Below are 25,131 nucleotides of genomic sequence, written 5' to 3'. Positions count from 1 at the left end.
CGGGGCGGCAGGCGGCGTGAACGGTGACGGGTGGCGGGTGGACGCCGATGCCCGCGCCGCGCCCCGCCCACCGCCTCAGGCCGCGTCGTTCGCCGCCTTGACCAGCGTGTCCGGGGTGACCGCTCCTACGTACACCTTGCCGTTGTCCGTCATCAGCGCGTTGACCAGGCGGGTCTTGAAGACCGTGCCCGAGCCGAACTTGCCGCTGACCTTGTCGCCCAGCGAGTCCAGGAACTGCTGCGCCTCGGCCGGTACGTCGCCCGACTCCTTCGAGGGGAGTGCGGCGGCGCCCGGGGTGCTGATCTCGGCGATCGCGTTCCAGCCCTCGCCGATGACCTTCGTGTCCTTGGCGCCCTGCTCCCCGCCGCCCAGGCCCTCGGCGCCGGGGAACATCCCCAGGCCGTCCGCCCCGTCGGCCTTGTGCTGCGCCTTCGCGTCGTCCGCCTCCGTCACCTCGGCGCCCTTGGGCGGGGTGAACGTGAACGAGGACGCGGCCGGCTTCGCGAAGTCGACCTGGGTGAAGCCCGCATCGACGACGGCCTTGCCACCGCTGCTCGGGAGCAGCGTGAACTTCAGCGGCACGCCGTTCTTCGCGTCGACCGCGACCGTGACCGAGCCGATCGTGGAGCCGCTCTGTTTCGGCTTGATGAGCAGCTTGTACGCGTCACGTCCGGCGACCTGCGCCGTGCCGTCGACCGTCACCGAGGTGGTGGGGCCCGCGGCCTTCAGGACCTGCTCGGCGAGCGCCTTCGGCGTGGTCGGCACGCCCTCGGGCGCCGGGCTCCGCTTCGAGGACGAGTCCCCGGCCTCGCTCGCGTGGTAGACCTGGTTGGTCCCGCTGTCGTACGCCCAGACCTGACCGCCGTTGTGGATCAGGCTGTACTCCGCCGCGTTCTCCAGAATCGACACCCGCTGCTTGTCCGGGCCGTCGGCGGCCACCCGCAGGGTGTGCGTGCCGGACGCCAGCTCCGTCAGCTTCGTCTGCGGGTCGGCGGTCGAATCGCCCTTGTCCGAGGCGCCGCTGCCGCCGCCCCGGGCGAAGGTGCCGGCCAGGCCGCCGAGCGACGGGATGCCGAGGTCCGTGCTGATCTTCACCGTGCCGGAGAGCTGCTGGGTGTCCGAGGCGGCGATCTTCTCGATGAGCTGCTGTGCGGTGATCTCCGGCAGATCGGGGTCGCCGGTGCTGGCGAGCGCCGGTACGAGCCCGATCGTCGCGGCCGCCACCCCTGCCACCGCGACCGGGACGATGTAGCGTGCCGCCTTCCGGCGGCCCGCGGCGGGGCCCCCGGTCCCGCCGTTGGTCTCTGCGCTGTCGTTCGCTGCCATGTGTGCCCTACCTCCGTGGTCGGCGGCTTCCGTCCGGATGCGCTCGTCCACTCCGTGCCGCCATTCTCACCGATCTGTTCAGGAGTGGTCGTTGTCCATCTGACCAAAACGGCGGCCCGGAATCGTCACCCGGGGGGAGCAACTACGCCTACCTCTTCGGTATGACGTCACACGGCCGGGACTCCACCCGTCCCGTAGGGGTTGCCTGCACCTGCGGGCTCACAGCCTTTCGGGAGAGGCTCAGCCCGCCCGGTGCACCACCGCGTCGCACATCTCCTCCAACGCGGCCTTCGCATAGCCCTCGGGCAGCGGCTTCAGCGTGGCGCGTGCCTCCTGCGCGTACCGGATGGTGTCCCGCCGGGCCTGCTCCAGCGCCGGGTGGGCGCGCAGCCTGCGCAGCGCCTCGGCGTGCCGGGCGTCGTCGCTCAGGTCGCCGTCGAGCAGCTCGACGAGCTCCAGGTCGTCCGGCTTCCCGTCGGCCGCGGCCTGGGCCCGCAGGTGGAGCACGGGGAGCGTCGGGATGCCTTCGCGCAGATCGGTGCCGGGGGTCTTGCCGGACTCGTGGGAGTCGGAGGCGATGTCGAGCACGTCGTCGGCGAGCTGGAAGGCGACGCCGAGCCGCTCCCCGTACTGGGTGAGGATGTCGACGGCCGACTCGTGCGCACCGGACATCATCGCGCCGAACCGGCAGGCCACGGCGATCAGCGAGCCGGTCTTGCCACGCATCACTTCGAGGTAGTGCTCGACCGGGTCGCGTCCGTCGCCCGGACCCGCGGTCTCCAGGATCTGGCCGGTGACCAGCCGCTCGAACGCCTCCGCCTGGATGCGTACGGCCTCCGGACCGAGGTCGGCCAGTATGTGCGAGGCGCGGGCGAAGAGGAAGTCGCCGGTCAGGACGGCCACCGAGTTGCCCCAGCGGGTGTTGGCGCTGTCGACGCCGCGGCGTACGTCCGCCTCGTCCATCACGTCGTCGTGGTAGAGCGTCGCGAGATGGGTCAGCTCGACGACGACGGCCGCGGGCACGACACCCGGCGCGTCGGGGTCGCCGAACCGGGCGGCCAGCATGGCCAGCAGCGGCCTGAAACGCTTGCCCCCGGCGTGCACGAGATGCTGCGCGGCCTCCGTGATGAAGGGCACGCCGCTCTTGGTGGCTTCGAGCAGCCCCGACTCGACAGCAGCCAAACCGGCCTGGACATCGGCCTCAAGAGCGTGGTCCCGCACGCTCAGTCCGAACGGCCCGACGACGGTCACGAGGGGATCTCCTGTCTGCTGACGATCACACGGAATGTCGATGTGTCGCTGTCATCACTCAAGTCAGCGTATCCGGTCCCCTTTGGATCACCGTGGGCGCCTTCCCGCCACCGCCGGTATGTTCGGGAACAGCTCATACGATCAGGAGTCCCCTTTTGTCCCACACGGCGACCGACACGGAACCGGCTCAGCTGCCGCCCGGCGACGGCCATGCCTTTTCCGGCCCGCCAGGGGGCCCGACGCCCCTCTCCGGCCCGGGGGTCCGGGAACGGTTCTCGTCCCTCGGCATGGACCGGCCCCGGTCCGGTCCCCTACGTACGGGGCCGGCGTCACCTGACCGGGCGAAAGCACAGCGCGCGGTCGTGGTCGCCTCCGCACCCCGGCCCAGGCGCACCGTGCACCCCGTCCACTGAGGTACCGCCATGCACATCAGCACCACGTATCCGTATGACACCACCCATGAGGACGTCCGGATCCCGCTGCCTGACGGCACCCGGCTGTACGCCCGGATCTGGCGGCCCCTCACCGACGAGCCCGTCCCCGCGCTCCTCGAATACCTGCCGTACCGGCTGAGCGACTGGACGGCGCCGCGCGACTGGCAGCGCCATCCCTGGTACGCGGGCCACGGCTACGCCTCGGTCCGGGTGGATGTGCGCGGGCACGGCAACAGCGAGGGGGTGCCGGGTGACGAGTACGACGCGACGGAGCTGGCCGACGGGGTCGCCGTCATCCACTGGCTGGCCGAGCAGGAGTGGTGTTCCGGCCGGGTGGGCATGTTCGGCATCTCCTGGGGCGGCTCCAACTCGCTCCAGATCGCGGCGCTGGCCCCCGAGCCGCTGAAGGCGGTCGTCACCGTCTGCTCGACCGACGACCGCTACGACAACGACGTCCACTACATGGGCGGCTCGGTCCTCGCCGTGGACATGCACGCGTGGGCGGCCACCCTGCTGGCCTTCGCCGCCCGGCCGCCGGACCCGGCGTGGGCCGGCGAGGACTGGAAGGGCATGTGGCTGAAGCGGCTGGAGACCGTCCGGCCGTTCCTCCACACCTGGCTGGCGCACCAGACCCGCGACGACTACTGGAAGCACGGAAGCGTCTGCGAGGACTACTCCGCGATCCGGGCGCACGTCCTCGCGGTGGGCGGCTGGCACGACCCGTACCGCGACACCGTCCTGCGGCTCGTCGAGCACCTCGCCCCGGACAGGGTCCGCGGGCTGATCGGGCCCTGGTCGCACCAGTACCCCGACCGGGGTCTGCCGCCCGGTCCGGCGATCGGCTTCCTCCAGGAGACGCTGCGCTGGTGGGACCAGCATCTGAAGGACCAGGACACGGGCATCCTGGCCGAGCCGTTGCTGCGGTCCTGGATCAGCGAGTCGCACCGGCCCGCCACGGTGTACGGGACGCTGCCCGGCCGCTGGGTCGAAGACACCTCCTGGCCCTCGGAGAACATCACGCCCGTCGCGTACGCCCTCCAGGGCGGTCCGCGGATCGTCGACTCGCCGCAGCAGACCGGGCTGGACGCCGGACGCTTCTTGCCGTTCGGCAACGACGCCGACCTGCCGCCCGACCAGCGCGACGAGGACGCCAAGTCGGTGTGCTTCGAGTTCCCGGTCGAGGACGCCCCGATCGAGATCCTGGGCCGCCCCCGGGTGAAGCTGCGCCTGCGGATGGATGTGCCGCGCGGTCAGGCGATCGCCCGGCTCTGCGACGTCGCACCGGACGGCTCCTCCACCCTGGTGACGCGCGGCGCGCTCAACCTCTCCGCCCGGCACGGCCGCGACCGCACGGACGACTGGCCGGTGGGCACCGCAGAGGACGTCGCCTTCGACCTGAACGGCATCGGGCACACCTTCCCGCCCGGCCACCGCATCAGACTCGCGGTCTCCTCCTCGTACTGGCCGTGGATCTGGCCGCAGGCAGGGTCGGTCGGCTTCACCCTGGACGCCGACGGCAGCTCCGTCGAACTGCCGGTGCGCCGGCGCACCGAGGACCCCGCGATCCGCTTCGAGGAACCGGAGCAGTCGGAGCCGCTCGGTGTCGTCCACCCGGAGACGCTCGACGAACAGCGCCCCGAGCGCCTGGTGGTGCGCGATGTGGCCAAGGGCACCTGGCGGCTGGAGGTGGACCCCCGCTACGGCGGCACCCGCATCTACCCGGACGGCCTGGAGTTCACCGAGGACGCCCTGGAGACGTACACGATCCGGGAGAACGACCCGCTCTCCGCACGCGCCCGCGCCGACTGGGCGATCCGGCTGCACCGGCCGGAGATGGCGTGGGACGTACGGATCGAGACCCGGTCCGAGATCAGTGCGGACGACAAAGACTTCATCACCTCCGACGAGGTGGTGTGCAAGGACGGCGGCGAGGTCGTCTTCCACCGGACCTGGGAGAAGCGGATCCCGCGCACGGCCGGATGACCTCGCCCTCGTGTCCCGGCGCACCCCGGGCACAGCGGAACCTTCCGGGCATCAGGAGCAGTTGGGACACTCCCGCGGGGCGGCGGCGCCGACGTAACGTGTCCCTCAAGCGACCTGGAAAGCGAGGCAGCAACACATGCCCGAGCAGAGCAGCCCGCTCGATCTGGCCGAGGGCGATCCCTTCGGTCCGCACAACCTTCCCTACGGTGTGTTCTCCACCCCCGACCACCCCGAGGACCGCCGGGTCGGCGTCCGCATCGGCAACCACGTACTGGACGCCGGAGCCGCGGCGCACACACTCGGCTCGCCCTACGCGCAGCTCCTCGCCCAGCCGGACCTGACCGCGCTGCTGGCCGCGGGCCGCACCGCCTGGCGGGACGTCCGGCGGGCCCTGACCGCCTGGGTCACGGTCCCTGCACACCGCGCGGACATCGAGCCGCTGCTCCACCCGGTCGGGTCCGTCACGCTCCATCTGCCGTACGAGGTCGCGGACTACGTCGACTTCTACGCGAGCGAGAACCACGCCACCAACGTCGGAAAGATCTTCCGGCCGAACGGCGACGCGCTGACGCCCAACTGGAAGCACCTTCCGATCGGCTACCACGGCAGGGCCGGCACCGTCGTCGTCTCCGGCACGGACGTGGTGCGCCCCTCCGGCCAGCGCAGGACCCCGGCCGACGAGGCCCCGGTGTTCGGTCCTTCCGTCAAGCTGGACATCGAGGCCGAGGTCGGCTTCGTCGTCGGAGTGGGCTCCGAGCAGGGACGCCCGGTCCCGCTCGGCGACTTCCGCGATCATGTCTTCGGGCTCTGCCTGCTCAACGACTGGTCGGCGCGGGACATCCAGGCCTGGGAGTACGTGCCGCTCGGCCCGTTCCTCGGCAAGTCCTTCGCCACGTCCGTATCGGCCTGGGTGACACCGCTCGAAGCCCTGGAGGCGGCCCGGATCGCGCCCCCGGCCCGCGACTTCCCGCTCCTCCCCTATCTGGAGGACGCGGACGAGGACGAGGACGGCGGCCTCGACCTGCGGATCTCCGTCGCGATCAACGGACAGCCGGTCGCCGAGCCGCCGTTCGCGACCATGTACTGGACGGCGGCCCAGATGCTGGCCCAGATGACGGTGAACGGCGCATCGCTGCGCACCGGCGATCTGTACGGCTCCGGCACGGTCAGCGGCGCCGAGCCCGGCCAGCGCGGCTCGCTCCTGGAACTGACCTGGAACGGCCGCGACCCGCTGGACCTCCCGGACGGCAAGCGGACGTTCCTGGAGGACGGCGACACGGTGACGATGACGGCCTGGGCGCCGGGCCCGGACGGCACCCGCGTCGGCCTCGGCGAGGTCACGGGCCGCATCGTGCCGTCCGCCTGACGGCTGCCGGGTGACGCCTGCCCGGTTGACGGCCGCGCTCCTGACGGGGCGCGGCCGTCGATGTCCCGCAACGGGTTCACCTGTTCGGTATTCGCCGGCCCACGGACCGTCTTTCACTCGTACTCCGGCGGCTCCTCGCCCCAGCCGAACTCCGGGTCGTCGCCAGGGGCAGCCGGGGCCGGAGTCGCCCGAGCGGCCGTGGGCGGGGCGGGCACCTGGGCGGCGGGGCTCGGGATCTGTGCGGCCTCAGCGGCCGCCTCCGGCGGCTCCGCCGCCCCCGCGCCGGTGCCGGTGAACTCCGCGAGCACCTCCAGCACCCCCTCGCCGTACGTCGCCAGCTTCTTCTCCCCCAGACCGCTGATGCCGCCCAGCGCGGACACCGAGTCCGGGCGGAGCGTGGCGATCTCGCGCAGCGTCGCGTCGTGGAAGATGACGTACGCCGGGACGCCCAGCTCCTTGGCCTGGGCGCCGCGCCAGGCCCGCAGTGCCTCGAAGACCGGGACGGCCTCGGGCGTCAGCTCGGCGGCGGACGCCTGGGACTTCGCCTTGCGTTCGCCCTTCGTGGAGCGCGACGCGGGCTTCGGCGCCTCCTTGCGCAGCAGCACCTCGCGCTCCCGGCCGAGCACCGAGCCGCTCTCCTCCGTCAGCACCAGCGTGCCGTACTCACCCTCGACCGCGATCAGGCCCTGGGCGAGCAACTGCCGGACGACTCCGCGCCATTCGGCCTCGGCCAGCTCCTCGCCGATACCGAAGACCGAGAGCTGGTCGTGGTCGAACTGGATGACCTTGGCCGTCTTGCGGCCGAGCAGGATGTCGATGATCTGGCCCGCGCCGAACTTCTGCCCGCGCTCCCGCTTCAGCCGTACGACGGTCGACAGCAGTTTCTGCGCGACCACCGTGCCGTCCCAGCTCTCGGGCGGGGTGAGGCAGGTGTCGCAGTTGCCGCAGGCCGCCGCGGTGGGCTCCTGGCCGAAGTACGTCAGGAGCTGGGCGCGGCGGCACCGGACCGTCTCGCACAGGGCCAGCATCGAGTCGAGGTGGGAGGCCGCACGGCGGCGGAACGCCTCGTCGCCCTCGCTGCCCTGGATGAGCTTGCGCTGCTGGACGACGTCCTGGAGGCCGTATGCCATCCAGGCCGTGGACGGCTGCCCGTCGCGGCCCGCGCGGCCGGTCTCCTGGTAGTAGCCCTCGACGGACTTCGGCAGGTCGAGGTGGGCGACGAAGCGTACGTCCGGCTTGTCGATGCCCATGCCGAAGGCGATGGTCGCGACGACGACCAGGCCCTCCTCGCGCAGGAAGCGGGACTGGTGGACGGCGCGCGTGCCCGCGTCCAGTCCCGCGTGGTAAGGGACGGCCTCGATGCCGTTGCGGCAGAGGTATTCGGCGGTCTTCTCGGTCGAGTTGCGCGACAGGGAGTAGACGATGCCCGCGTCCCCGGCGTGCTCCTCCTTGAGGAAGGAGAGCAGCTGCTTCTTCGGGTCGGCCTTCGGCACGATCCGGTACTGGATGTTGGGCCGGTCGAAGCTGGCGACGAAATGCTTCGCGTCGGGCATGCCCAGACGCTGGGTGATCTCCTGGTGCGTCGCGTCGGTCGCGGTCGCCGTTAGGGCGATGCGCGGTACGTCGGGCCAGCGCTCGCCGAGGACGGAGAGGGACAGATAGTCCGGGCGGAAGTCGTGGCCCCACTGGGCCACACAGTGCGCCTCGTCGATCGCGAAGACGGAGATCTCGCCGCGGGAGAGCAGGCCGAGGGTGGTGTCCAGACGGAGCCGCTCCGGGGCCAGGTAGAGCAGGTCGAGCTCACCGGCGACGAACTGGGCCTCCATCGAGCGGCGCTCGTCGAAGTCCTGCGTGGAGTTGATGAATCCGGCCCGCACACCGAGCGCCCGCAGCGCGTCCACCTGGTCCTGCATCAGGGCGATCAGGGGTGAGATGACGATGCCCGTACCGCCTCTGACCAGGGCGGGGATCTGGTAGCAGAGGGATTTACCGCCACCGGTCGGCATGAGCACGACGGCGTCCCCGCCCGCCACCACGTGGTCGACGATCGCTTCCTGCTCACCGCGGAACGTCTCGTATCCGAACACCCGGTGCAGCGTCTGCCGCGCGTCGCTCTCGGTCACATCCATGGTCCCGCCCGTCACGCCCATTGCTCCGTACCCCCGAAGTCGTCCCGTTCCGTCCCGCCGTCCCCTGCCACGATAGGCGTCGCCTACGACAACGCCGGACGGGCTTGACTTCTCAGGCCCGTCCGGCGTTGTCCCGGCTGCTGCCGGCTGTGTGCGTGTGCGCTACCTCACGAAGACTCCCGCCTGGCTCGCCAGGTCCAGGAAGTACTGCGGGGCGAGGCCCAGCACCAGCGTGACCGCGACACCGACCGCGATCGTCGTCATCGTCAGCGGGGACGGGACGGCGACCGTCGGGCCGTCCGCCTTCGGCTCGCTGAAGAACATCAGCACGATGACCCGGATGTAGAAGAACGCGGCGATCGCGGACGAGATCACACCGACCACGACCAGGCCGCCCGCGCCGCCGTCCGCCGCGGCCTTGAAGACGGCGAACTTTCCGGAGAACCCGGAGGTGAGCGGGATACCCGCGAAGGCCAGCAGGAACACCGCGAAGACCGCGGCGACCAGCGGCGAGCGCCGCCCGAGCCCGGCCCACTTCGACAGATGCGTCGCCTCGCCGCCCGCGTCGCGCACCAGGGTGACGACGGCGAACGCACCGACCGTCACGAAGGAGTAGGCGCCGAGGTAGAAGAGGACCGACGAGATGCCGTCCGGGGTGGTCGCGATGACACCGGCGAGGATGAACCCGGCGTGTGCGATCGAGGAGTAGGCGAGCAGCCGCTTGATGTCGGTCTGGGTGATGGCGACGATCGCGCCGCCCAGCATCGTGACGATCGCGACGGCCCACATGACCGGGCGCCAGTCCCAGGCGAGGCCCGGCAGCACCACGTACAGCAGACGCAGCAGCGCACCGAACGCGGCGACCTTGGTGGCCGCGGCCATGAAGCCGGTGACCGGGGTCGGGGCGCCCTGGTAGACGTCCGGGGTCCACATGTGGAACGGGACGGCGCCGACCTTGAAGAGCAGACCGGTCAGGATCATCGCCCCGCCGATCAGGAGCAGCGCGTCGTTGCCCATGGTGTCGGCGAGCGCCGGGTCGATCTGGGTGACGGAGCCGTCGACCACGTTGGCGATGGCGGCGTACGAGACGGAGCCCGCGTACCCGTACATCAGAGCGATCCCGAAGAGCAGGAACGCCGACGAGAAGGCGCCGAGCAGGAAGTACTTCACGGCGGCCTCCTGCGACATCAGCCGCTTGCGGCGGGCGACGGCGCACAGGAGGTAGAGCGGGAGGGAGAAGACCTCCAGGGCCACGAAGAGCGTCAGCAGATCGTTGGCCGCCGGGAAGACCAGCATCCCGGCCACCGAGAAGAGGACCAGCGGGAAGACCTCGGTGGTGGTGAACCCGGCCCTGACCGCGGCCTTCTCGCTGTCGCTGCCGGGGACCGACGCGGCCTGTGCGGCGAAGGAGTCGACGTGGTTCCCGTGCGCGGCGGGGTCCAGCCGCCGCTCGGCGAAGGTGAACACGGCGACCAGTGAGGTCAGCAGGATGGTGCCCTGCAGGAAGAGCGTCGGCCCGTCGATCGCGATGGCACCCATCGCGGCGATGTGCGCCTTCGTCGTGCCGTACCCGCCGACCGCCAGGCCGATGACCGCGGCGAACGCGGCGGCGAGGGCGACGACGGTCAGGAAGACCTGCGTGTAGTAGCGGGCCCGGCGCGGCACGAAGGCCTCGACGAGTACGCCCACGACGGCGACACCGATCACGATGAGGACCGGGGTCAGCTGGGTGTACTCGATGACGGGTGCTTTGAACTTCTCGACCGGGGCGGCCGAGGTCAGCCCGCCCGCCGTCGTCCACAAGCTGTGGACAGCTGTTGCGCTCACTTGGCGGCCTCCACCTCAGGCTGGGGGTCCTTCTTCTGGACGTCCGACATGGTGTGCTGCACCGCCGGGTTGACGATCTCCGTCAGCGGCTTCGGATAGACACCCAGGAAGAGCAGCAGCGCGATCAGCGGGAGGACCACGGCCAGCTCCCGGGCCTTGAGGTCCGCCATGCCCTGGACCTCGGCCTTGACCGGGCCCGTCATCGTCCGCTGGTACAGGACGAGGACGTACAGCGCGGCGAGCACGATGCCGGTCGTGGCGATGATGCCCGCCGCCGGGTACGCGCTGAACGCGCCGACCAGGACCAGGAATTCGCTGACGAACGGGGCGAGCCCGGGCAGCGACAGGGTGGCCAGACCGCCGATCAGGAAGGTGCCGGCCAGGATGGGCGCCACCTTCTGCACCCCGCCGTAGTCGGCGATGAGCCGCGAACCGCGCCGGGTGATCAGGAAGCCCGCCACCAGCATCAGCGCGGCGGTCGAGATCCCGTGGTTGACCATGTAGAGCGTGGCGCCCGACTGGCCCTGGCTGGTCATCGCGAAGATGCCCAGGATGATGAAGCCGAAGTGCGAGATCGACGCGTAGGCGATCAGCCGCTTGATGTCGCGCTGGCCGACGGCGAGCAGCGCCCCGTACACGATGCTGATCAGCGCGAGGACGACGATCACCGGCGTCGCCCACTTGCTGGCCTCCGGGAAGAGCTGGAGGCAGAAGCGGAGCATCGCGAAGGTGCCGACCTTGTCGACGACGGCGGTGATCAGGACGGCGACCGGGGAGGTCGCCTCGCCCATGGCGTTGGGCAGCCAGGTGTGCAGCGGCCACAACGGGGCCTTCACCGCGAAGGCGAAGAAGAACCCGAGGAAGAGCCAGCGCTCGGTGCTGGTCGCCATGGAGAGCGAGCCGTTGGCGCGGGCCTCGGCGATCTCGGAGAGCGAGAACGTCCCCGCGACCACGTACAGCCCGATCACGGCGGCCAGCATGATGAGGCCGCCGACCAGGTTGTAGAGGAGGAACTTCACGGCGGCGTACGAGCGCTGGGCCGCCGCGTTCTCGTCGCTGCCGGTGTGCGCCCGGTCCCCGAAGCCGCCGATGAGGAAGTACATCGGGATGAGCATGGCTTCGAAGAGGATGTAGAAGAGGAAGACGTCGGTGGCCTCGAAGGAGAGGATCACCATCGCCTCGACGGCCAGGATCAGGGCGAAGAAGCCCTGCGTCGGCCGCCAGCGCGAGGACTTGGTCTCCAGGGGGTCGGCGTCGTGCCAGCCGGCCAGGATGATGAAGGGGATCAGCAGCGCGGTGAGCGCCATGAGCGCCAGCCCGATGCCGTCCACGCCCAGTTCGTACCGGACGCCGAAGTCCTTGATCCAGGCGTGCGATTCGGTGAGCTGGTAGCGGTCGCCGCCGGGCTCGAAGCGGGCGAGCGCGATGCCCGCCAGTACGAGGGTGGCCAGCGAGAAGAGCAGCGCCAGCCATTTGGCGGCGGTGCGCCGGGCGGCCGGCACGGCGGCGGTGGCGATCGCACCGATCGCCGGGAGCGCCGCCGTCGCTGTCAGGAGGGGAAAGGACATGTGATCAGACCGCCCTCATCAGCAGGGTCGCGGCGATGACGATCGCCGTACCGCCGAACATCGAGACCGCGTAGGAGCGGGCGTAGCCGTTCTGCAGCTTGCGCAGCCGGCCGGAGAGCCCGCCCATCGAGGCGGCCGTGCCGTTGACGACGCCGTCGACCAGGGTGTGGTCGACGTACACCAGGGAGCGGGTGAGGTGCTCGCCGCCGCGGACCAGGACCACATGGTTGAAGTCGTCCTGCAGGAGATCGCGGCGGGCGGCCCGGGTGAGCAGCGAGCCGCGCGGGGCGACGACCGGTACCGGCGCCCGTCCGTACATCGCCCAGGCGATGGCGACGCCGATGACGAGCACCACCATGGTGGCCGCTGTGACGGTCGCGGCGCTGACCGGGGCGTGTCCGTGGCTGTGTTCGGTGACCGGCTCCAGCCAGTTCAGGAAGCGGTCGTTGAAGGAGAAGAAGCCTCCGGCGAAGACCGAACCGAACGCCAGGATGATCATGGGGACGGTCATCGACTTCGGGGACTCGTGCGGATGCGGCTCATGGCCCTCCGCGTCGGGCTGCCAGCGCTTCTCCCCGAAGAACGTCAGCAGCATCACGCGCGTCATGTAGAACGCGGTGATCCCGGCGCCCAGCAGGGCCACCGAGCCTAGGATCCAGCCCTCGGTGCCGCCCTTGGCGAAGGCCGCCTCGATGATCTTGTCCTTGGAGAAGAAGCCGGACAGGCCGGGGAAGCCGATGATCGCCAGATAGCCGAGGCCGAAGGTGATGAAGGTGACCGGCATGTACTTCCTGAGGCCGCCGAACTTCCTCATGTCGACCTCGTCGTTCATGCCGTGCATGACCGAACCGGCGCCGAGGAAGAGCCCGGCCTTGAAGAAGCCGTGCGTCACCAGGTGCATGATCGCGAAGACGTAGCCGATCGGGCCGAGCCCGGCGGCCAGGATCATGTAGCCGATCTGCGACATCGTCGACCCGGCGAGGGCCTTCTTGATGTCGTCCTTCGCGCAACCGACGATCGCACCGAAGAGCAGCGTGACCGCGCCGACGACCACGACGGCCAGCTGTGCGTCCGGCGCATTGTTGAAGATCGCGCCGGAACGGACGATGAGGTAGACACCCGCGGTCACCATGGTCGCGGCGTGGATGAGGGCCGAGACCGGGGTCGGGCCCTCCATCGCGTCACCGAGCCAGGACTGCAGCGGCACCTGCGCCGACTTGCCGCAGGCCGCGAGGAGCAGCATCAGGCCGATCGCCGTCAGCTTGCCCTCGCCGGTCTGACCGGTCGCCGCCAGGACGGGCCCGAAGGCGAACGTGCCGAACGTGGTGAACATCAGCATGATCGCGATCGACAGGCCCATGTCGCCGACCCGGTTGACCAGGAATGCCTTCTTGGCGGCGGTGGCCGCGCTGGGCTTGTGCTGCCAGAAGCCGATCAGCAGGTACGACGCCAGACCGACGCCCTCCCACCCGACGTACAGCAGCAGGTAGTTGTCGGCGATGACCAGGATCAGCATCGCCGCGAGGAACAGGTTCAGATAGCCGAAGAAGCGGCGTCGGCGCTCGTCGTGCTCCATGTAGCCGATCGAGTAGATGTGGATCAGCGTGCCCACACCGGTGATCAGCAGCACGAACGTCATCGACAGCTGGTCGAGCTGGAAGGCCACATCGGCCTGGAAGCCCTCGACAGGGATCCAGCTGAACAGCTTCTGGTGCAGCGCCCGGTCATCCGCGCTCTTGCCCAGCATGTCGAGGAAGAGCACGACACCGATGACGAACGACACCCCGGCGAGCAGGGTGCCGACCCAGTGTCCGGCGCGGTCCAGCCGTCGGCCGCCGCAGAGCAGGACCGCCGCTCCGAGCAGGGGCGCCGCGACGAGCAGCGCAATCAGGTTCTCCACGATTCAACGTCCCCTTACAGCTTCATCAGGCTGGCGTCGTCGACCGAGGCCGAGTGGCGGGAACGGAACACCGACACGATGATCGCGAGCCCGACCACGACCTCGGCGGCTGCGACGACCATCGTGAAGAAGGCGATGATCTGCCCGTCGAGATTGCCGTGCATCCGGGAGAAGGTCACGAACGCGAGGTTGCAGGCGTTGAGCATCAGCTCCACGCACATGAACACCACGATCGCGTTCCGCCTGATCAGCACCCCGGCCGCACCGATGGTGAACAACAGGGCGGCGAGATAGAGGTAGTTGACCGGATTCACTTGGCGACCTCCTCGTCTTCGTTGTCACGGCCGAGCCGCTCCTCGGAGCGCTGCTCCAGCGCCTTGAGCCGGTCCAGCGACTCGTTCGACACATCGCGGATCTGTCCGCGCTTGCGCAGCGTCTGCATGACGGTGAGCTCGGACGGTGTGCCGTCCGGGAGCAGACCCGGGATGTCCACGGCGTTGTGCCGGGCGTAGACGCCGGGGGCGGGTAGCGGCGGCAACTGTGTGCCGCGCACGCGCGCTTCGGACAACTCCCGCTGGGTTTTGGCCCGTTCGGTGCGCTCGCGGTGCGTGAGCACCATCGCGCCGACCGTCGCCGTGATCAGCAGGGCGCCGGTGATCTCGAAGGCGAAGACGTACTTGGTGAAGATGAGGCTGGCCAGCCCCTCGACGTTTCCGCCGTGCTGCGCGTTGGCGGTGCCGAGTCCGTTGAAGCTGTTCAGCGAGGCGTTGCCGATACCGGCGATCAGCAGGATGCCGAAGCCGATCCCGCAGCCCGCGGCCAGCCAGCGCTGGCCCTTGAGGGTCTCCTTCAGCGAGTCGGCCGCCGTGACACCGACGAGCATGACGACGAAGAGGAACAGCATCATGATCGCGCCGGTGTAGACGACGATCTGGACGACGCCCAGGAAGTAGGCGCCGTTGGCGAGATAGAACACCGCCAGGACGATCATCGTCCCGGCGAGGCTCAGCGCGCTGTGCACGGCCTTTTTCATCAGTACGGTGGACAGCGCGCCGATCACGGCGACGGTGCCCAGCACCCAGAACTGGAAGGCCTCGCCCGTGGAGGTCTGGGAGGCCGCTGCGGCCAGGCCGGTCATGCGCCCACCTCCTGTGCCGAGCCGTTGCTTCCGTTGTGGTCGTCGGCCGGCTTCTCGCCCTTGGAGAGTGCGGTCTGACGCTCCGTACCGGGCGCGGCCTCGGTGACGAGGCCCCGGTAGTAGTCCTGCTCGTCCATCCCGGGGTAGATCGCGTGCGGGGAGTCGACCATGCCCTCCGCCAGGCCCGCGAGCAGCTCGTCCTTGGTGTAGATCAGGCTCTCGCGGCTGGTGTTGGCGAGCTCGAACTCATTGGTCATCGTCAGCGCCCGGGTCGGGCACGCCTCGATGCACAGCCCGCACAGGATGCAGCGCGCGTAGTTGATCTGGTAGACGCGGCCGTAGCGCTCACCCGGGGAGTAGCGCTCCTCGTCGGTGTTGTCCGCACCCTCCACATAGATCGCGTCGGCCGGACAGGCCCAGGCGCACAGCTCGCAGCCGATGCACTTCTCCAGGCCGTCCGGGTGACGGTTGAGCTGATGCCGGCCGTGGAAGCGCGGCGCCGTCACCTTCTGCGTTTCCGGATACTGCTCGGTCAGCCGCTTCTTGAACATGGCCTTGAAGGTCACGCCGAAACCGGCGACGGGGTTCTGGAACTTCTCCCCCGAGGGCTCTGATGACTCAGACACCGTCAGCCTCCTTTCCGTCACTCGGACTGTCGTCACTCTGAGTATCCGACCCGCCACTGACAACGAGCTCGCGCTCGCTCCGCGGCCTGCGGCGCGGCACCGGCGGCAGGGTCTGTCCGGGCAGCGGCGGCACCGGGAATCCGCCCGCCATCGGGTCGAACGCCGGCTCCGGTCCGGCCTCCGCCTCGGCGGCCCGGCCCTTCTTGTCGCGGAAGATGTCGGCGACGAAGGAGATCAGCAGGATCGCGATCACGGCCCCGGCCACGTACAGCACGATCTTCGAGAAGTCGTACCCCTCGTTGCGCATCGCCCGCACCGTCGCGACCAGCATCAGCCAGACGACGGAGACCGGGATCAGGACCTTCCAGCCGAGCTTCATCAGCTGGTCGTAGCGGACCCGGGGCAGCGTGCCGCGCAGCCAGATGAAGAAGAACAGCAGCAGCTGGACCTTGATGACGAACCAGAGCATCGGCCACCAGCCGTGGTTCGCGCCCTCCCAGAAGGTGCTGATCGGCCACGGGGCCCGCCAGCCGCCCAGGAACAGGGTCGTGGAGACCGCGGAGACGGTGACCATGTTGACGTACTCGGCGAGCATGAACATCGCGAACTTGATCGACGAGTACTCGGTGTTGAAGCCGCCGACCAGGTCGCCCTCGGACTCCGGCATGTCGAACGGGGCCCTGTTGGTCTCGCCGACCATCGTGACGATGTAGATGATGAAGGAGACCGGCAGCAGGATGATGAACCAGCGGTCCTGCTGCGCCTCCACGATCTTCGAGGTCGACATCGACCCGGAGTAGAGGAAGACCGAGGCGAACGCGGCGCCCATCGCGATCTCGTAACTGATCATCTGCGCGCAGGAGCGCAGCCCGCCGAGGAGCGGGTACGTCGATCCGGAGGACCAGCCCGCCAGCACGATGCCGTAGATCCCGACCGAGGCGACCGCGAGGATGTAGAGCATCGCGATCGGCAGGTCGGTGAGCTGCATCGCCGTACGGTGGCCGAAGATCGAGACCTCGTTGCCGGACGGGCCGAACGGGATCACCGCGATCGCCATGAAGGCGGGTACGGCGGCGACGATCGGCGCGAGCACGTACACGACCTTGTCGGCGCGCTTGACGACGAGGTCTTCCTTCAGCATCAGTTTGATGCCGTCGGCGAGCGACTGGAGCATGCCCCAGGGGCCGTGCCGGTTGGGGCCGATGCGCAGCTGCATCCAGGCGACGACCTTGCGCTCCCACACGATGGAGAAGAGCACGGTCACCATCAGGAACGCGAAGCAGAACACCGCCTTGACGACGACGAGCCACCACGGGTCGGTGCCGAACATCGACAGATCCTCGGCGGCGAGTACGGCGCCGTGCGGTGCCGCGGCCAGTTGAGCGAAGGCAGTCACGCCCCCACCTCCGGTGTGACGTCGGGAGTGCCCGGTGCGGCCGGGCCGATCCGGACCAGACCGCCGGGCCGGACACCGGTGTCGGCCGGGACGCCCCGTCCGACGGAGTTCAGCGGCACCCAGACCACACGGTCCGGCATGTCGGTGACCTTCAGCGGGAGTTCGACGCTGCCCGCCGGGCCGGTGACAGCGAGCAGATCGCCGTCCTTCACGCCCGTCTCGGCCGCGGTGACGGCGGAGAGCCGGGCGACCGCGGCGTGCCGGGTGCCGGCCAGTGCGTCGTCGCCCTCCTGGAGCCGGCCCAGGTCGAGCAGCATGCGGTGACCCGCGAGGACCGCCTCGCCGTCGGCGGGCCTGGGCAGCGGCTGCGACGACTCGTTCGGGTCGGCGGCGTGCGTGCCGCTCCAGCCGCCGAGCCGGTCCAGCTCACGGCGTACGGACTTCAGGTCCGGCAGCGCCAGATGGACGTCCAGCGCATCGGCCAGCATGTGCAGCACCCGCGCATCGCTCGGCACGAGCGTCCGCGTCATCTGCTCGGGCTTCAGCGCGGCCTCGAACATCCGCGCCCTGCCCTCCCAGTTGAGGAAGGTGCCGGACTTCTCGGCCACCGCGGCGACCGGGAAGACCACATCGGCCCGCTCGGTCACCTCGCTGGGCCGCAGCTCCAGCGAGACCAGGAAGCCGACCTGGTCCAGCGCCTCCAGGGCCCGTGCCGGGTCCGGCAGGTCCACGGTCTCGACCCCGGCGACGAGCAGCGCGCCCAGCTCGCCGGTGGCCGCGGCCTCCACGATCTGGCCGGTGTCGCGGCCGAAGCGGGACGGGAGTTCGGCGACGCCCCAGACGGCCGCCACCTCGTCCCTGGCCCGCGGGTCGGTCGCCGGGCGGCCGCCGGGCAGCAGCGAAGGAAGCGCGCCCGCCTCCACCGCACCGCGCTCCCCGGCCCGCCGCGGGATCCACACCGGCGTGGCCCCGGTCGCGGTCGCGGCCCGTACCGCGGCGGTCAGCCCGCCGGGCACGGCCGCCAGCCGCTCGCCGACCACGATCACGGCGCCACCGCCGCGCAGCGCCTCGGCCGCCGCGGCTCCGTCGCCGTCCAGTCCGACGCCGCCCGCGATCGCGTCCAGCCACTCGGTCTCGGTGCCGGGGGCGGCGGGGAGCAGCGTGCCGCCCGCCTTCTCCAGACCGCGCGTGGCGTGCGAGGCGACGGCGTACGTGCGCTGTCCGTGCTTGCGGTTCGCCTTGCGCAGCCGCAGGAAGACGCCGGGCGCCTCCTCCTCCGACTCGAAGCCGACCAGCAGCACCGTCGAAGCCTTCTCCAGCGAGGTGTACGTGACACCCGTGCCGTCCAGGTCCCGGCCGCGCCCGGCCACGCGGGCGGCCAGGAAGTCGGCCTCCTCACCGCTGTGCACCCGGGCCCGGAAGTCGACGTCGTTCGTGTCCAGCGCGATCCGGGCGAACTTGCTGTACGCGTACGCGTCCTCGACGGTCAGCCGGCCGCCCGTGAGGACACCCGTCCTGCCGCGTGCGGCCAGCAGACCGGCGGCCGCGGCGGCCAGCGCCTCGGGCCAGCTCGCCGGTTCCAGGACACCGTCCGCGTTGCGCACCAGCGGGGTGGTGAGCCGGTCCCGCTGCTGTGCGTAACGGAATCCGAAGCGGCCCTTGTCGCAGACCCACTCCTCGTTGACCTCGGGGTCGTTGGCGGCGAGCCGCCGCATGACCTTGCCGCGCCGGTGGTCGGTGCGGGTCGCGCAGCCGCCCGCGCAGTGCTCGCAGACCGACGGCGACGACACCAGGTCGAAGGGCCGGGAGCGGAACCGGTACGCCGCCGAGGTCAGCGCCCCGACCGGGCAGATCTGGATGGTGTTCCCGGAGAAGTACGACTCGAACGGGTCGCCCTCGCCCGTACCGACCTGCTGGAGCGCACCGCGCTCGATCAGCTCGATCATCGGATCGCCCGCCACCTGGTTGGAGAACCGGGTGCAGCGCGCGCAGAGCACACACCGCTCACGGTCCAGCAGCACCTGGGTGGAGATCGCGACGGGCTTCTCGTACGTCCGCTTCCTGCCGTCGAAGCGGGAGTCCGCGCCGCCGTGCGACATCGCCTGGTTCTGCAGCGGGCACTCGCCGCCCTTGTCGCAGACCGGGCAGTCCAGCGGGTGGTTGATGAGCAGCAGCTCCATCACACCCTTCTGCGCCTTCTCCGCGACGGGCGAGGTGAGCTGCGACCTCACCACCATGCCGTCGGTGCAGGTGATGGTGCAGGACGCCATCGGCTTGCGCTGCCCCTCGACCTCGACGATGCACTGGCGACAGGCGCCTGCCGGGTCGAGGAGCGGGTGGTCGCAGAAGCGCGGGATCTCGATGCCGAGGAGTTCGGCGGCCCGGATGACCAGGGTGCCCTTGGGCACGCTGATCTCGATGCCGTCGATCGTCAGCGTGACGAGGTCCTCGGGCGGCAGGGCCGCCTCGCCGCCCCCGGAGGGCGCACTCGTGGTGACTGTCATGCGTTCACCCCCTGGTGAGCGTTCTTGTCGTCGGCCCAGACGGTCGACCTGGCGGGATCGAAGGGGCAGCCCCTGCCCGTGATGTGCTGCTCGTACTCCTCGCGGAAGTACTTCAGCGAGGAGAAGATCGGCGAGGCGGCGCCGTCACCGAGGGCGCAGAAGGACTTGCCGTTGATGTTGTCGGCGATGTCGTTCAGCTTGTCGAGGTCGGCCATCTGCCCCTTGCCGGCCTCGATGTCGCGGAGCAGCTGGACCAGCCAGTAGGTGCCTTCGCGGCAGGGTGTGCACTTGCCGCAGGACTCGTGGGCGTAGAACTCGGTCCAGCGGGTGACGGCCCGCACGACGCAGGTCGTCTCGTCGAAGCACTGGAGCGCCTTGGTGCCGAGCATGGAACCGGCGGCTCCGACACCCTCGTAGTCGAGCGGCACATCGAGGTGCTCGTCGGTGAACATCGGGGTGGACGATCCGCCCGGGGTCCAGAACTTCAGCCGGTGGCCGGGGCGCATGCCGCCGCTCATGTCGAGCAGCTGGCGCAGCGTGATGCCGAGCGGCGCCTCGTACTGGCCGGGGCTCGTGACGTGCCCGCTGAGCGAGTACAGCGTGAAGCCGGGGGACTTCTCGCTGCCCATCGACTTGAACCAGTCCTTGCCGCGGTTCAGGATCGCGGGAACCGAGGCGATGGATTCGACGTTGTTCACCACAGTGGGGCAGGCGTACAGACCGGCGACCGCGGGGAAGGGCGGTCGCAGCCGGGGCTGGCCGCGGCGCCCTTCGAGCGAGTCGAGCAGCGCCGTCTCCTCACCACAGATGTACGCGCCCGCGCCCGCGTGCACAGTGAGTTCCAGGTCGAGCCCCGAGCCCAGGATGTCCTTCCCGAGGAAGCCCGCCTCGTAGGCCTCGCGCACGGCCTCGTGCAACCGCCGCAGTACGGGGACGACTTCACCGCGCAGATAGATGAAGGCGTGCGAGGAACGGATCGCGTGGCAGGCGATCACGATGCCCTCGATGAGGCTGTGCGGGTTGGCGAAGAGGAGCGGGATGTCCTTGCAGGTCCCGGGCTCCGACTCGTCTGCGTTGACAACCAGATAGTGCGGTTTGCCGTCGCCCTGGGGGATGAACTGCCACTTCATCCCGGTGGGGAAGCCTGCGCCGCCGCGGCCGCGCAGACCGGAGTCCTTGACGTAGGCGATGAGGTCGTCCGGCGACATGGCGAGGGCCTTGCGCAGCCCCTCGTATCCGTCGTGGCGCCGGTAGGTCTCCAGGGTCCAGGATTCCGGCTGGTCCCAGAAGGCGGAGAGGACGGGGACGAGCAGCTTCTCGGGGCTGCCACCGCTGCCGTTGTCGTTGATTTCCGTTGCCAACGTCATCACGCTCCCTCCTCGGCGCTCGGTCCTGCCGGGTGGTCCGGGTTCTGCGGGGCGTCGGCGGGCCCGGACTCCCCGCGCGTGCTCTCGCCGCGCGGGGCGACGACGCGGGGGTGCGGTTCCTCGCCCTTGGCGAGCTTGAGGCCGATCAGCGACGCGGGGCCCGCGCCGCCGGATGCCTCGACGGCGCCGGGGCGCTCGTCGGGGAAGCCGGCCAGGATGCGGGACGTCTCCTTGTACGAGCACAGGGGCGCGCCGCGGGTGGGTTCGACGGTGCGCCCGGCGATCAGGTCGTCGACCAGGCGCGTCGCGCTCTCGGGCGTCTGGTTGTCGAAGAACTCCCAGTTGACCATCACGACGGGTGCGAAGTCGCAGGCCGCGTTGCACTCGATGTGTTCGAGGGTGACCTTGCCGTCCTCGGTCGTCTCGTCGTTGCCGACGCCGAGATGCTGCTTGAGCCGGTCGAAGATGGCGTCGCCGCCCATCACCGCGCACAGCGTGTTGGTGCAGACACCGACCTGGTAGTCGCCGCTGGGCTTGCGCCGGTACATCGTGTAGAAGGTGGCGACCGCGGTGACCTCGGCGGTGGTCAGGCCGAGCAGCTCGGCACAGAACGCCATGCCCGTACGGGAGACGAAGCCCTCCTCGGACTGCACCAGGTGCAGCAGCGGAAGCAGCGCGGAGCGGCTGTCGGGGTAGCGGGCGATCACCTCCTTCGCGTCCGCTTCGAGCCTGGCGCGCACCTCGGCCGGGTAGGCGGGGGCGGGGAGCTGCGGCATCCCCAGACTGACTTCCTGATGTGTTTCGGTCACCGGTCGACGCCTCCCATCACGGGGTCGATGGACGCGACGGCGACGATGACGTCGGCGACCTGGCCGCCCTCGCACATCGCCGCCATGGCCTGCAGATTGGTGAAGGACGGGTCGCGGAAGTGGACCCGGTAGGGGCGGGTGCCGCCGTCCGAGACGACATGGACGCCGAGCTCGCCCTTGGGCGACTCGACGGCGGTGTACGTCTGCCCGGCCGGGACCCGGAAGCCCTCGGTCACCAGCTTGAAGTGGTGGATCAGGGCCTCCATGGAGGTGCCCATGATCTTCTTGATGTGGTCGAGCGAGTTGCCGAGCCCGTCCGGACCGAGCGCGAGCTGGGCCGGCCAGGCGATCTTCTTGTCGGCGACCATCACGGGACCGGGGGCGAGCCGGTCGATGCACTGCTCGACGATCCGCAGCGACTGGCGCATCTCCTCCAGGCGGATGAGGAAGCGGCCGTAGGCGTCGCAGCTGTCGGCGGTGGGGACGTCGAACTCGTAGTTCTCGTATCCGCAGTAGGGATCCGTCTTGCGCAGGTCGTGCGGGAGTCCGGCGGAGCGCAGGATCGGGCCGGTGGCGCCGAGTGCCATGCAGCCGGTCAGGTCGAGATAGCCGACGTCCTGCATGCGGGCCTTGAAGATCGGGTTGCCGGTGGCCAGCTTGTCGTACTCCGGCAGGTTCTTCTTCATGGTCTTCACGAACTCGCGCAGCTGGTCGATCGCGCCGGGCGGCAGATCCTGGGCGAGTCCGCCGGGCCGGATGAACGCGTGGTTCATCCGCAGGCCGGTGATCAGCTCGAAGAGATCGAGAACTAGCTCACGGTCCCGGAAGCCGTAGATCATGATCGTGGTCGCGCCGAGCTCCATGCCGCCGGTGGCGATGCACACCAGGTGCGAGGAGATCCGGTTGAGCTCCATCAGGAGCACGCGCAGGACGCTGGCCCGGTCGGGGATCTGGTCCTCGATGCCGAGGAGCTTCTCGACGCCCAGGCAGTACGCCGCCTCGTTGAAGAAGGGCGTCAGATAGTCCATGCGCGTCACGAAGGTGGTGCCCTGGGTCCAGTTCCGGAATTCGAGGTTCTTCTCGATGCCGGTGTGGAGGTAGCCGATGCCGCAGCGGGCCTCGGTGACGGTCTCGCCGTCGATCTCCAGGATCAGCCGCAGCACCCCGTGCGTGGACGGGTGCTGGGGGCCCATGTTGACGATGATGCGCTCGTCGTCGGACTTGACCGCGGACTCGACGACCTCGTCCCAGTCGCCGCCGGTGACTGTATATACAGTCCCCTCGGTCGTCGCACGAGGCGTTGCGTGTGGAGTGGTCATCAGGAGTACGACCTCCGCTGGTCCGGAGCCGGGATCTGGGCGCCCTTGTACTCGACGGCGATGCCGCCGAGCGGATAGTCCTTGCGCTGCGGGAAGCCCTGCCAGTCGTCCGGCATCATGATCCGGGTGAGGGCGGGGTGCCCGTCGAAGACGAGCCCGAAGAAGTCGTAGGCCTCGCGCTCGTGCCAGTCGTTGGTCGGGTAGACCGCGACGAGCGACGGGATGTGCGGATCGCTGTCCGGGGCCGACACCTCCAGGCGGATCAGCCGGCCGTGCGTGATCGAGCGCAGGTGGTAGACGGCGTGCAGCTCACGGCCCTTGTCGCCGAGGAAGTGGACGCCGCTCACCCCCGTACAGAGCTCGAAGCGCAGGGCCGGGTCGTCGCGCAGGGTTCGAGCCACGGTGGGCAGGTGCTCGCGGGCGATGTGGAAGGTGAGCTCGCCGCGGTCGACGACGGTCTTCTCGATGGCGTTGGCGGGAAGCAGGTCCTGTTCCTCCAGGGCCCCTTCGAGCTCGTCGGCGACTTCGTCGAACCAGCCGCCGTACGGGCGGGACGTCGCGCCCGGCAGGGTCACCGTGCGGACGAGGCCGCCGTAGCCGGAGGTGTCGCCGCCGTTGTTGGCGCCGAACATGCCCTTGCGTACGCCGATGACCTCGCCGGTCTCGTCGCGCGGCGCGGGCACGCCGTTGTTGTGCTGCTCGTGGTTCGGGTTCTCACTCACCGCAGGAGCCCCTTCATCTCGATCAGGGGCAGTGCCTTGAGCGCGGCGTCCTCCGCCTCGCGGGCGGCCTCCTCCGCGTTGACGCCGAGCTTGGAGCTCTGGATCTTCTGGTGGAGCTTGAGGATCGCGTCCATCAGCATCTCGGGCCGCGGCGGGCAGCCCGGCAGATAAATATCAACCGGGACAATATGATCAACACCCTGAACAATGGCGTAATTGTTGAACATCCCGCCCGATGATGCGCAAACCCCCATGGAGATGACCCACTTGGGGTTGGGCATCTGGTCGTAGACCTGCCGCAGGACGGGCGCCATCTTCTGGCTGACCCGCCCTGCCACGATCATCAGATCCGCCTGCCGCGGCGATCCGCGGAAGACCTCCATCCCGAAACGGGCCAGGTCGTAGCGCCCGGCCCCGGTCGTCATCATCTCGATGGCGCAGCAGGCGAGGCCGAAGGTGGCGGGGAAGACGGAGGACTTCCGTACCCAGCCGGCGGCCTGCTCGACAGTGGTCAGCACGAAGCCGCTGGGCAGCTTCTCTTCGAGTCCCATGGTGTGCCCCTCAGCCCCTCAGTCCCATTCCAGGCCGCCGCGACGCCATACATACGCATAGGCGACGAAGACGGTGAGCACGAAGAGCAGCATCTCCACGAGCCCGAAGATCCCCAGGGCGTCGAAGGTGACCGCCCAGGGATAGAGGAAGACGATCTCGATGTCGAAGACGATGAAGAGCATCGCCGTCAGGTAGTACTTGATGGGGAAGCGGCCGCCTCCGGCTGGAGTGGGGGTGGGTTCGATACCGCACTCATACGCTTCGAGCTTTGCTCGGTTGTACCGCTTCGGGCCGATAAGCGTGGCCATGACCACGGAGAAGATCGCAAACCCTGCCCCGAGGGCGCCGAGCACGAGGATGGGCGCGTAGGCATTCACGCTCCTCGCTCCTTCCAGTCGTCCTTGACCGTTGGACCGCATCGGGCGATTCGGCTCGCCACCCCACCAAGATCGTGCACATGTGAGGCAGTTCACAAGCCCGACTGCCCCGCATCCTATGCCTGCCGTCCTGTGATCTGCGACACGGGGTGCGACAACGAGTTTGTGATCTCCACCACCAGGCGAAGACTCACGAAGTCGCCTGAGCGGTGATCTTCGTACGCAAAGCGGCCGAGCGATCACGAGACGTGACATCTGATGCCGTTAGTGCTGGTCAAGGCGGTGTTGCACTAACAATCAGATACCCGCCGAAGCAAATTGGCAATGGGCGTCCCGAGAGTGATAAGAGGGTCTGCCCCACTCCGGGCTCACCCGGGCGAGGGGGTCCCGGGGACCGATGTGGACGCGTGCACGCATTCACGATCTTCCGGATGGGCGGACGGCCCCGGATCCGGACGGCCTTCGGACGCCGGAAGCACGCACACCCCTCACAGCATGGCCACACTGTGACGTGCGTCACTTCACCCGACACCCAAA

General features: G+C 69.5%; 19 protein-coding genes. 2 read left to right on the top strand and 17 right to left on the bottom strand.

Going from position 1 to position 25,131, the window contains the following annotated elements:
- Positions 1 to 75 precede the first annotated feature (75 nt).
- Together OG507_RS23990 and OG507_RS23985 are read right to left on the bottom strand one after the other, a co-directional pair.
- Positions 76 to 1,326 carry a LolA family protein gene (locus tag OG507_RS23990; RefSeq protein WP_327369254.1) on the bottom strand — a complete coding sequence of 417 codons (1,251 nt, stop codon included), beginning with the start codon at positions 1,324 to 1,326 and terminating at the stop codon, positions 76 to 78.
- A 240-nt stretch (positions 1,327 to 1,566) separates the two neighbouring features.
- On the bottom strand, positions 1,567 to 2,577 hold the full coding sequence (locus OG507_RS23985) for a polyprenyl synthetase family protein (RefSeq protein WP_327369253.1): 1,011 nt from the start codon (positions 2,575 to 2,577) through the stop codon (positions 1,567 to 1,569).
- Positions 2,578 to 2,999: 422 nt separating this feature from the next.
- On the opposite strand from OG507_RS23985, the gene OG507_RS23980 reads away from it, so the two are divergent.
- Positions 3,000 to 4,994 (top strand): CocE/NonD family hydrolase, encoded by a 1,995-nt coding sequence (locus tag OG507_RS23980; RefSeq protein ID WP_327369252.1) that lies wholly within the window; start codon positions 3,000 to 3,002, stop codon positions 4,992 to 4,994.
- 136 nt (positions 4,995 to 5,130) lie between these two features.
- Positions 5,131 to 6,360, top strand: a complete 1,230-nt coding sequence (gene fahA, locus OG507_RS23975) for a fumarylacetoacetase (RefSeq protein ID WP_327369251.1) — start codon at positions 5,131 to 5,133, stop codon at positions 6,358 to 6,360.
- Positions 6,361 to 6,473: 113 nt separating this feature from the next.
- Here the strand turns inward: fahA and recQ are convergent, their stop codons facing one another.
- The 15 genes from recQ to OG507_RS23900 all read right to left on the bottom strand — a co-directional run bounded on the left by recQ (position 6,474) and on the right by OG507_RS23900 (position 24,594).
- Positions 6,474 to 8,510 carry a DNA helicase RecQ gene (gene recQ / locus OG507_RS23970; protein WP_442811006.1) on the bottom strand — a complete coding sequence of 679 codons (2,037 nt, stop codon included), beginning with the start codon at positions 8,508 to 8,510 and terminating at the stop codon, positions 6,474 to 6,476.
- 141 nt (positions 8,511 to 8,651) lie between these two features.
- A complete protein-coding gene (gene nuoN, locus OG507_RS23965; protein WP_327369250.1) occupies positions 8,652 to 10,316 on the bottom strand; it encodes an NADH-quinone oxidoreductase subunit NuoN in 1,665 nt (554 codons plus the stop codon).
- Complete coding sequence (locus tag OG507_RS23960) at positions 10,313 to 11,884, bottom strand: NADH-quinone oxidoreductase subunit M (RefSeq protein WP_327369249.1); 1,572 nt, start codon at positions 11,882 to 11,884, stop codon at positions 10,313 to 10,315. Before OG507_RS23960 ends, nuoN begins: the two co-directional genes overlap by 4 nt.
- Before the next feature lie 4 nt (positions 11,885 to 11,888).
- Positions 11,889 to 13,784: an NADH-quinone oxidoreductase subunit L gene (nuoL, locus tag OG507_RS23955; RefSeq protein ID WP_327369248.1), complete on the bottom strand. Its 1,896-nt coding sequence runs from the start codon at positions 13,782 to 13,784 to the stop codon at positions 11,889 to 11,891.
- A gap of 14 nt (positions 13,785 to 13,798) precedes the next feature.
- Positions 13,799 to 14,098, bottom strand: coding sequence for an NADH-quinone oxidoreductase subunit NuoK (gene nuoK / locus OG507_RS23950; RefSeq protein WP_093543641.1), 300 nt, complete (start codon positions 14,096 to 14,098; stop codon positions 13,799 to 13,801).
- On the bottom strand, positions 14,095 to 14,922 hold the full coding sequence (locus OG507_RS23945; RefSeq protein ID WP_327369247.1) for an NADH-quinone oxidoreductase subunit J: 828 nt from the start codon (positions 14,920 to 14,922) through the stop codon (positions 14,095 to 14,097). Before OG507_RS23945 ends, nuoK begins: the two co-directional genes overlap by 4 nt.
- Positions 14,919 to 15,548, bottom strand: coding sequence for an NADH-quinone oxidoreductase subunit NuoI (gene nuoI, locus OG507_RS23940; protein ID WP_327369246.1), 630 nt, complete (start codon positions 15,546 to 15,548; stop codon positions 14,919 to 14,921). Before nuoI ends, OG507_RS23945 begins: the two co-directional genes overlap by 4 nt.
- Positions 15,541 to 16,944, bottom strand: a complete 1,404-nt coding sequence (gene nuoH, locus OG507_RS23935; protein WP_327369245.1) for an NADH-quinone oxidoreductase subunit NuoH — start codon at positions 16,942 to 16,944, stop codon at positions 15,541 to 15,543. The genes nuoI and nuoH overlap by 8 nt, the downstream gene beginning before the upstream one ends.
- Positions 16,941 to 19,448 (bottom strand): NADH-quinone oxidoreductase subunit G, encoded by a 2,508-nt coding sequence (locus tag OG507_RS23930; protein WP_327369244.1) that lies wholly within the window; start codon positions 19,446 to 19,448, stop codon positions 16,941 to 16,943. Before OG507_RS23930 ends, nuoH begins: the two co-directional genes overlap by 4 nt.
- Positions 19,445 to 20,815 carry an NADH-quinone oxidoreductase subunit NuoF gene (gene nuoF, locus OG507_RS23925; protein ID WP_327369243.1) on the bottom strand — a complete coding sequence of 457 codons (1,371 nt, stop codon included), beginning with the start codon at positions 20,813 to 20,815 and terminating at the stop codon, positions 19,445 to 19,447. The genes OG507_RS23930 and nuoF overlap by 4 nt, the downstream gene beginning before the upstream one ends.
- The gene (gene nuoE, locus OG507_RS23920; protein WP_327372066.1) at positions 20,815 to 21,591 is read right to left on the bottom strand and encodes an NADH-quinone oxidoreductase subunit NuoE; all 777 of its coding nucleotides are present in this window, start codon (positions 21,589 to 21,591) and stop codon (positions 20,815 to 20,817) included. The genes nuoF and nuoE overlap by 1 nt, the downstream gene beginning before the upstream one ends.
- A 29-nt stretch (positions 21,592 to 21,620) precedes the next feature.
- Positions 21,621 to 22,943, bottom strand: coding sequence for an NADH-quinone oxidoreductase subunit D (locus tag OG507_RS23915; protein WP_327369242.1), 1,323 nt, complete (start codon positions 22,941 to 22,943; stop codon positions 21,621 to 21,623).
- On the bottom strand, positions 22,943 to 23,665 hold the full coding sequence (locus tag OG507_RS23910; protein WP_327369241.1) for an NADH-quinone oxidoreductase subunit C: 723 nt from the start codon (positions 23,663 to 23,665) through the stop codon (positions 22,943 to 22,945). Before OG507_RS23910 ends, OG507_RS23915 begins: the two co-directional genes overlap by 1 nt.
- Positions 23,662 to 24,216, bottom strand: coding sequence for a NuoB/complex I 20 kDa subunit family protein (locus OG507_RS23905; RefSeq protein ID WP_030975705.1), 555 nt, complete (start codon positions 24,214 to 24,216; stop codon positions 23,662 to 23,664). The genes OG507_RS23910 and OG507_RS23905 overlap by 4 nt, the downstream gene beginning before the upstream one ends.
- A gap of 18 nt (positions 24,217 to 24,234) precedes the next feature.
- A complete protein-coding gene (locus OG507_RS23900; protein ID WP_003992243.1) occupies positions 24,235 to 24,594 on the bottom strand; it encodes an NADH-quinone oxidoreductase subunit A in 360 nt (119 codons plus the stop codon).
- Between the last annotated feature and the right edge of the window lie 537 nt (positions 24,595 to 25,131).

It is taken from the genome of Streptomyces sp. NBC_01217, from assembly GCF_035994185.1.
Taxonomy (GTDB): Bacteria; Actinomycetota; Actinomycetes; order Streptomycetales; family Streptomycetaceae; genus Streptomyces.
Note: the sequence above shows the minus strand (reverse complement) of the source record. Positions and strands in the feature narration are given on the sequence as shown.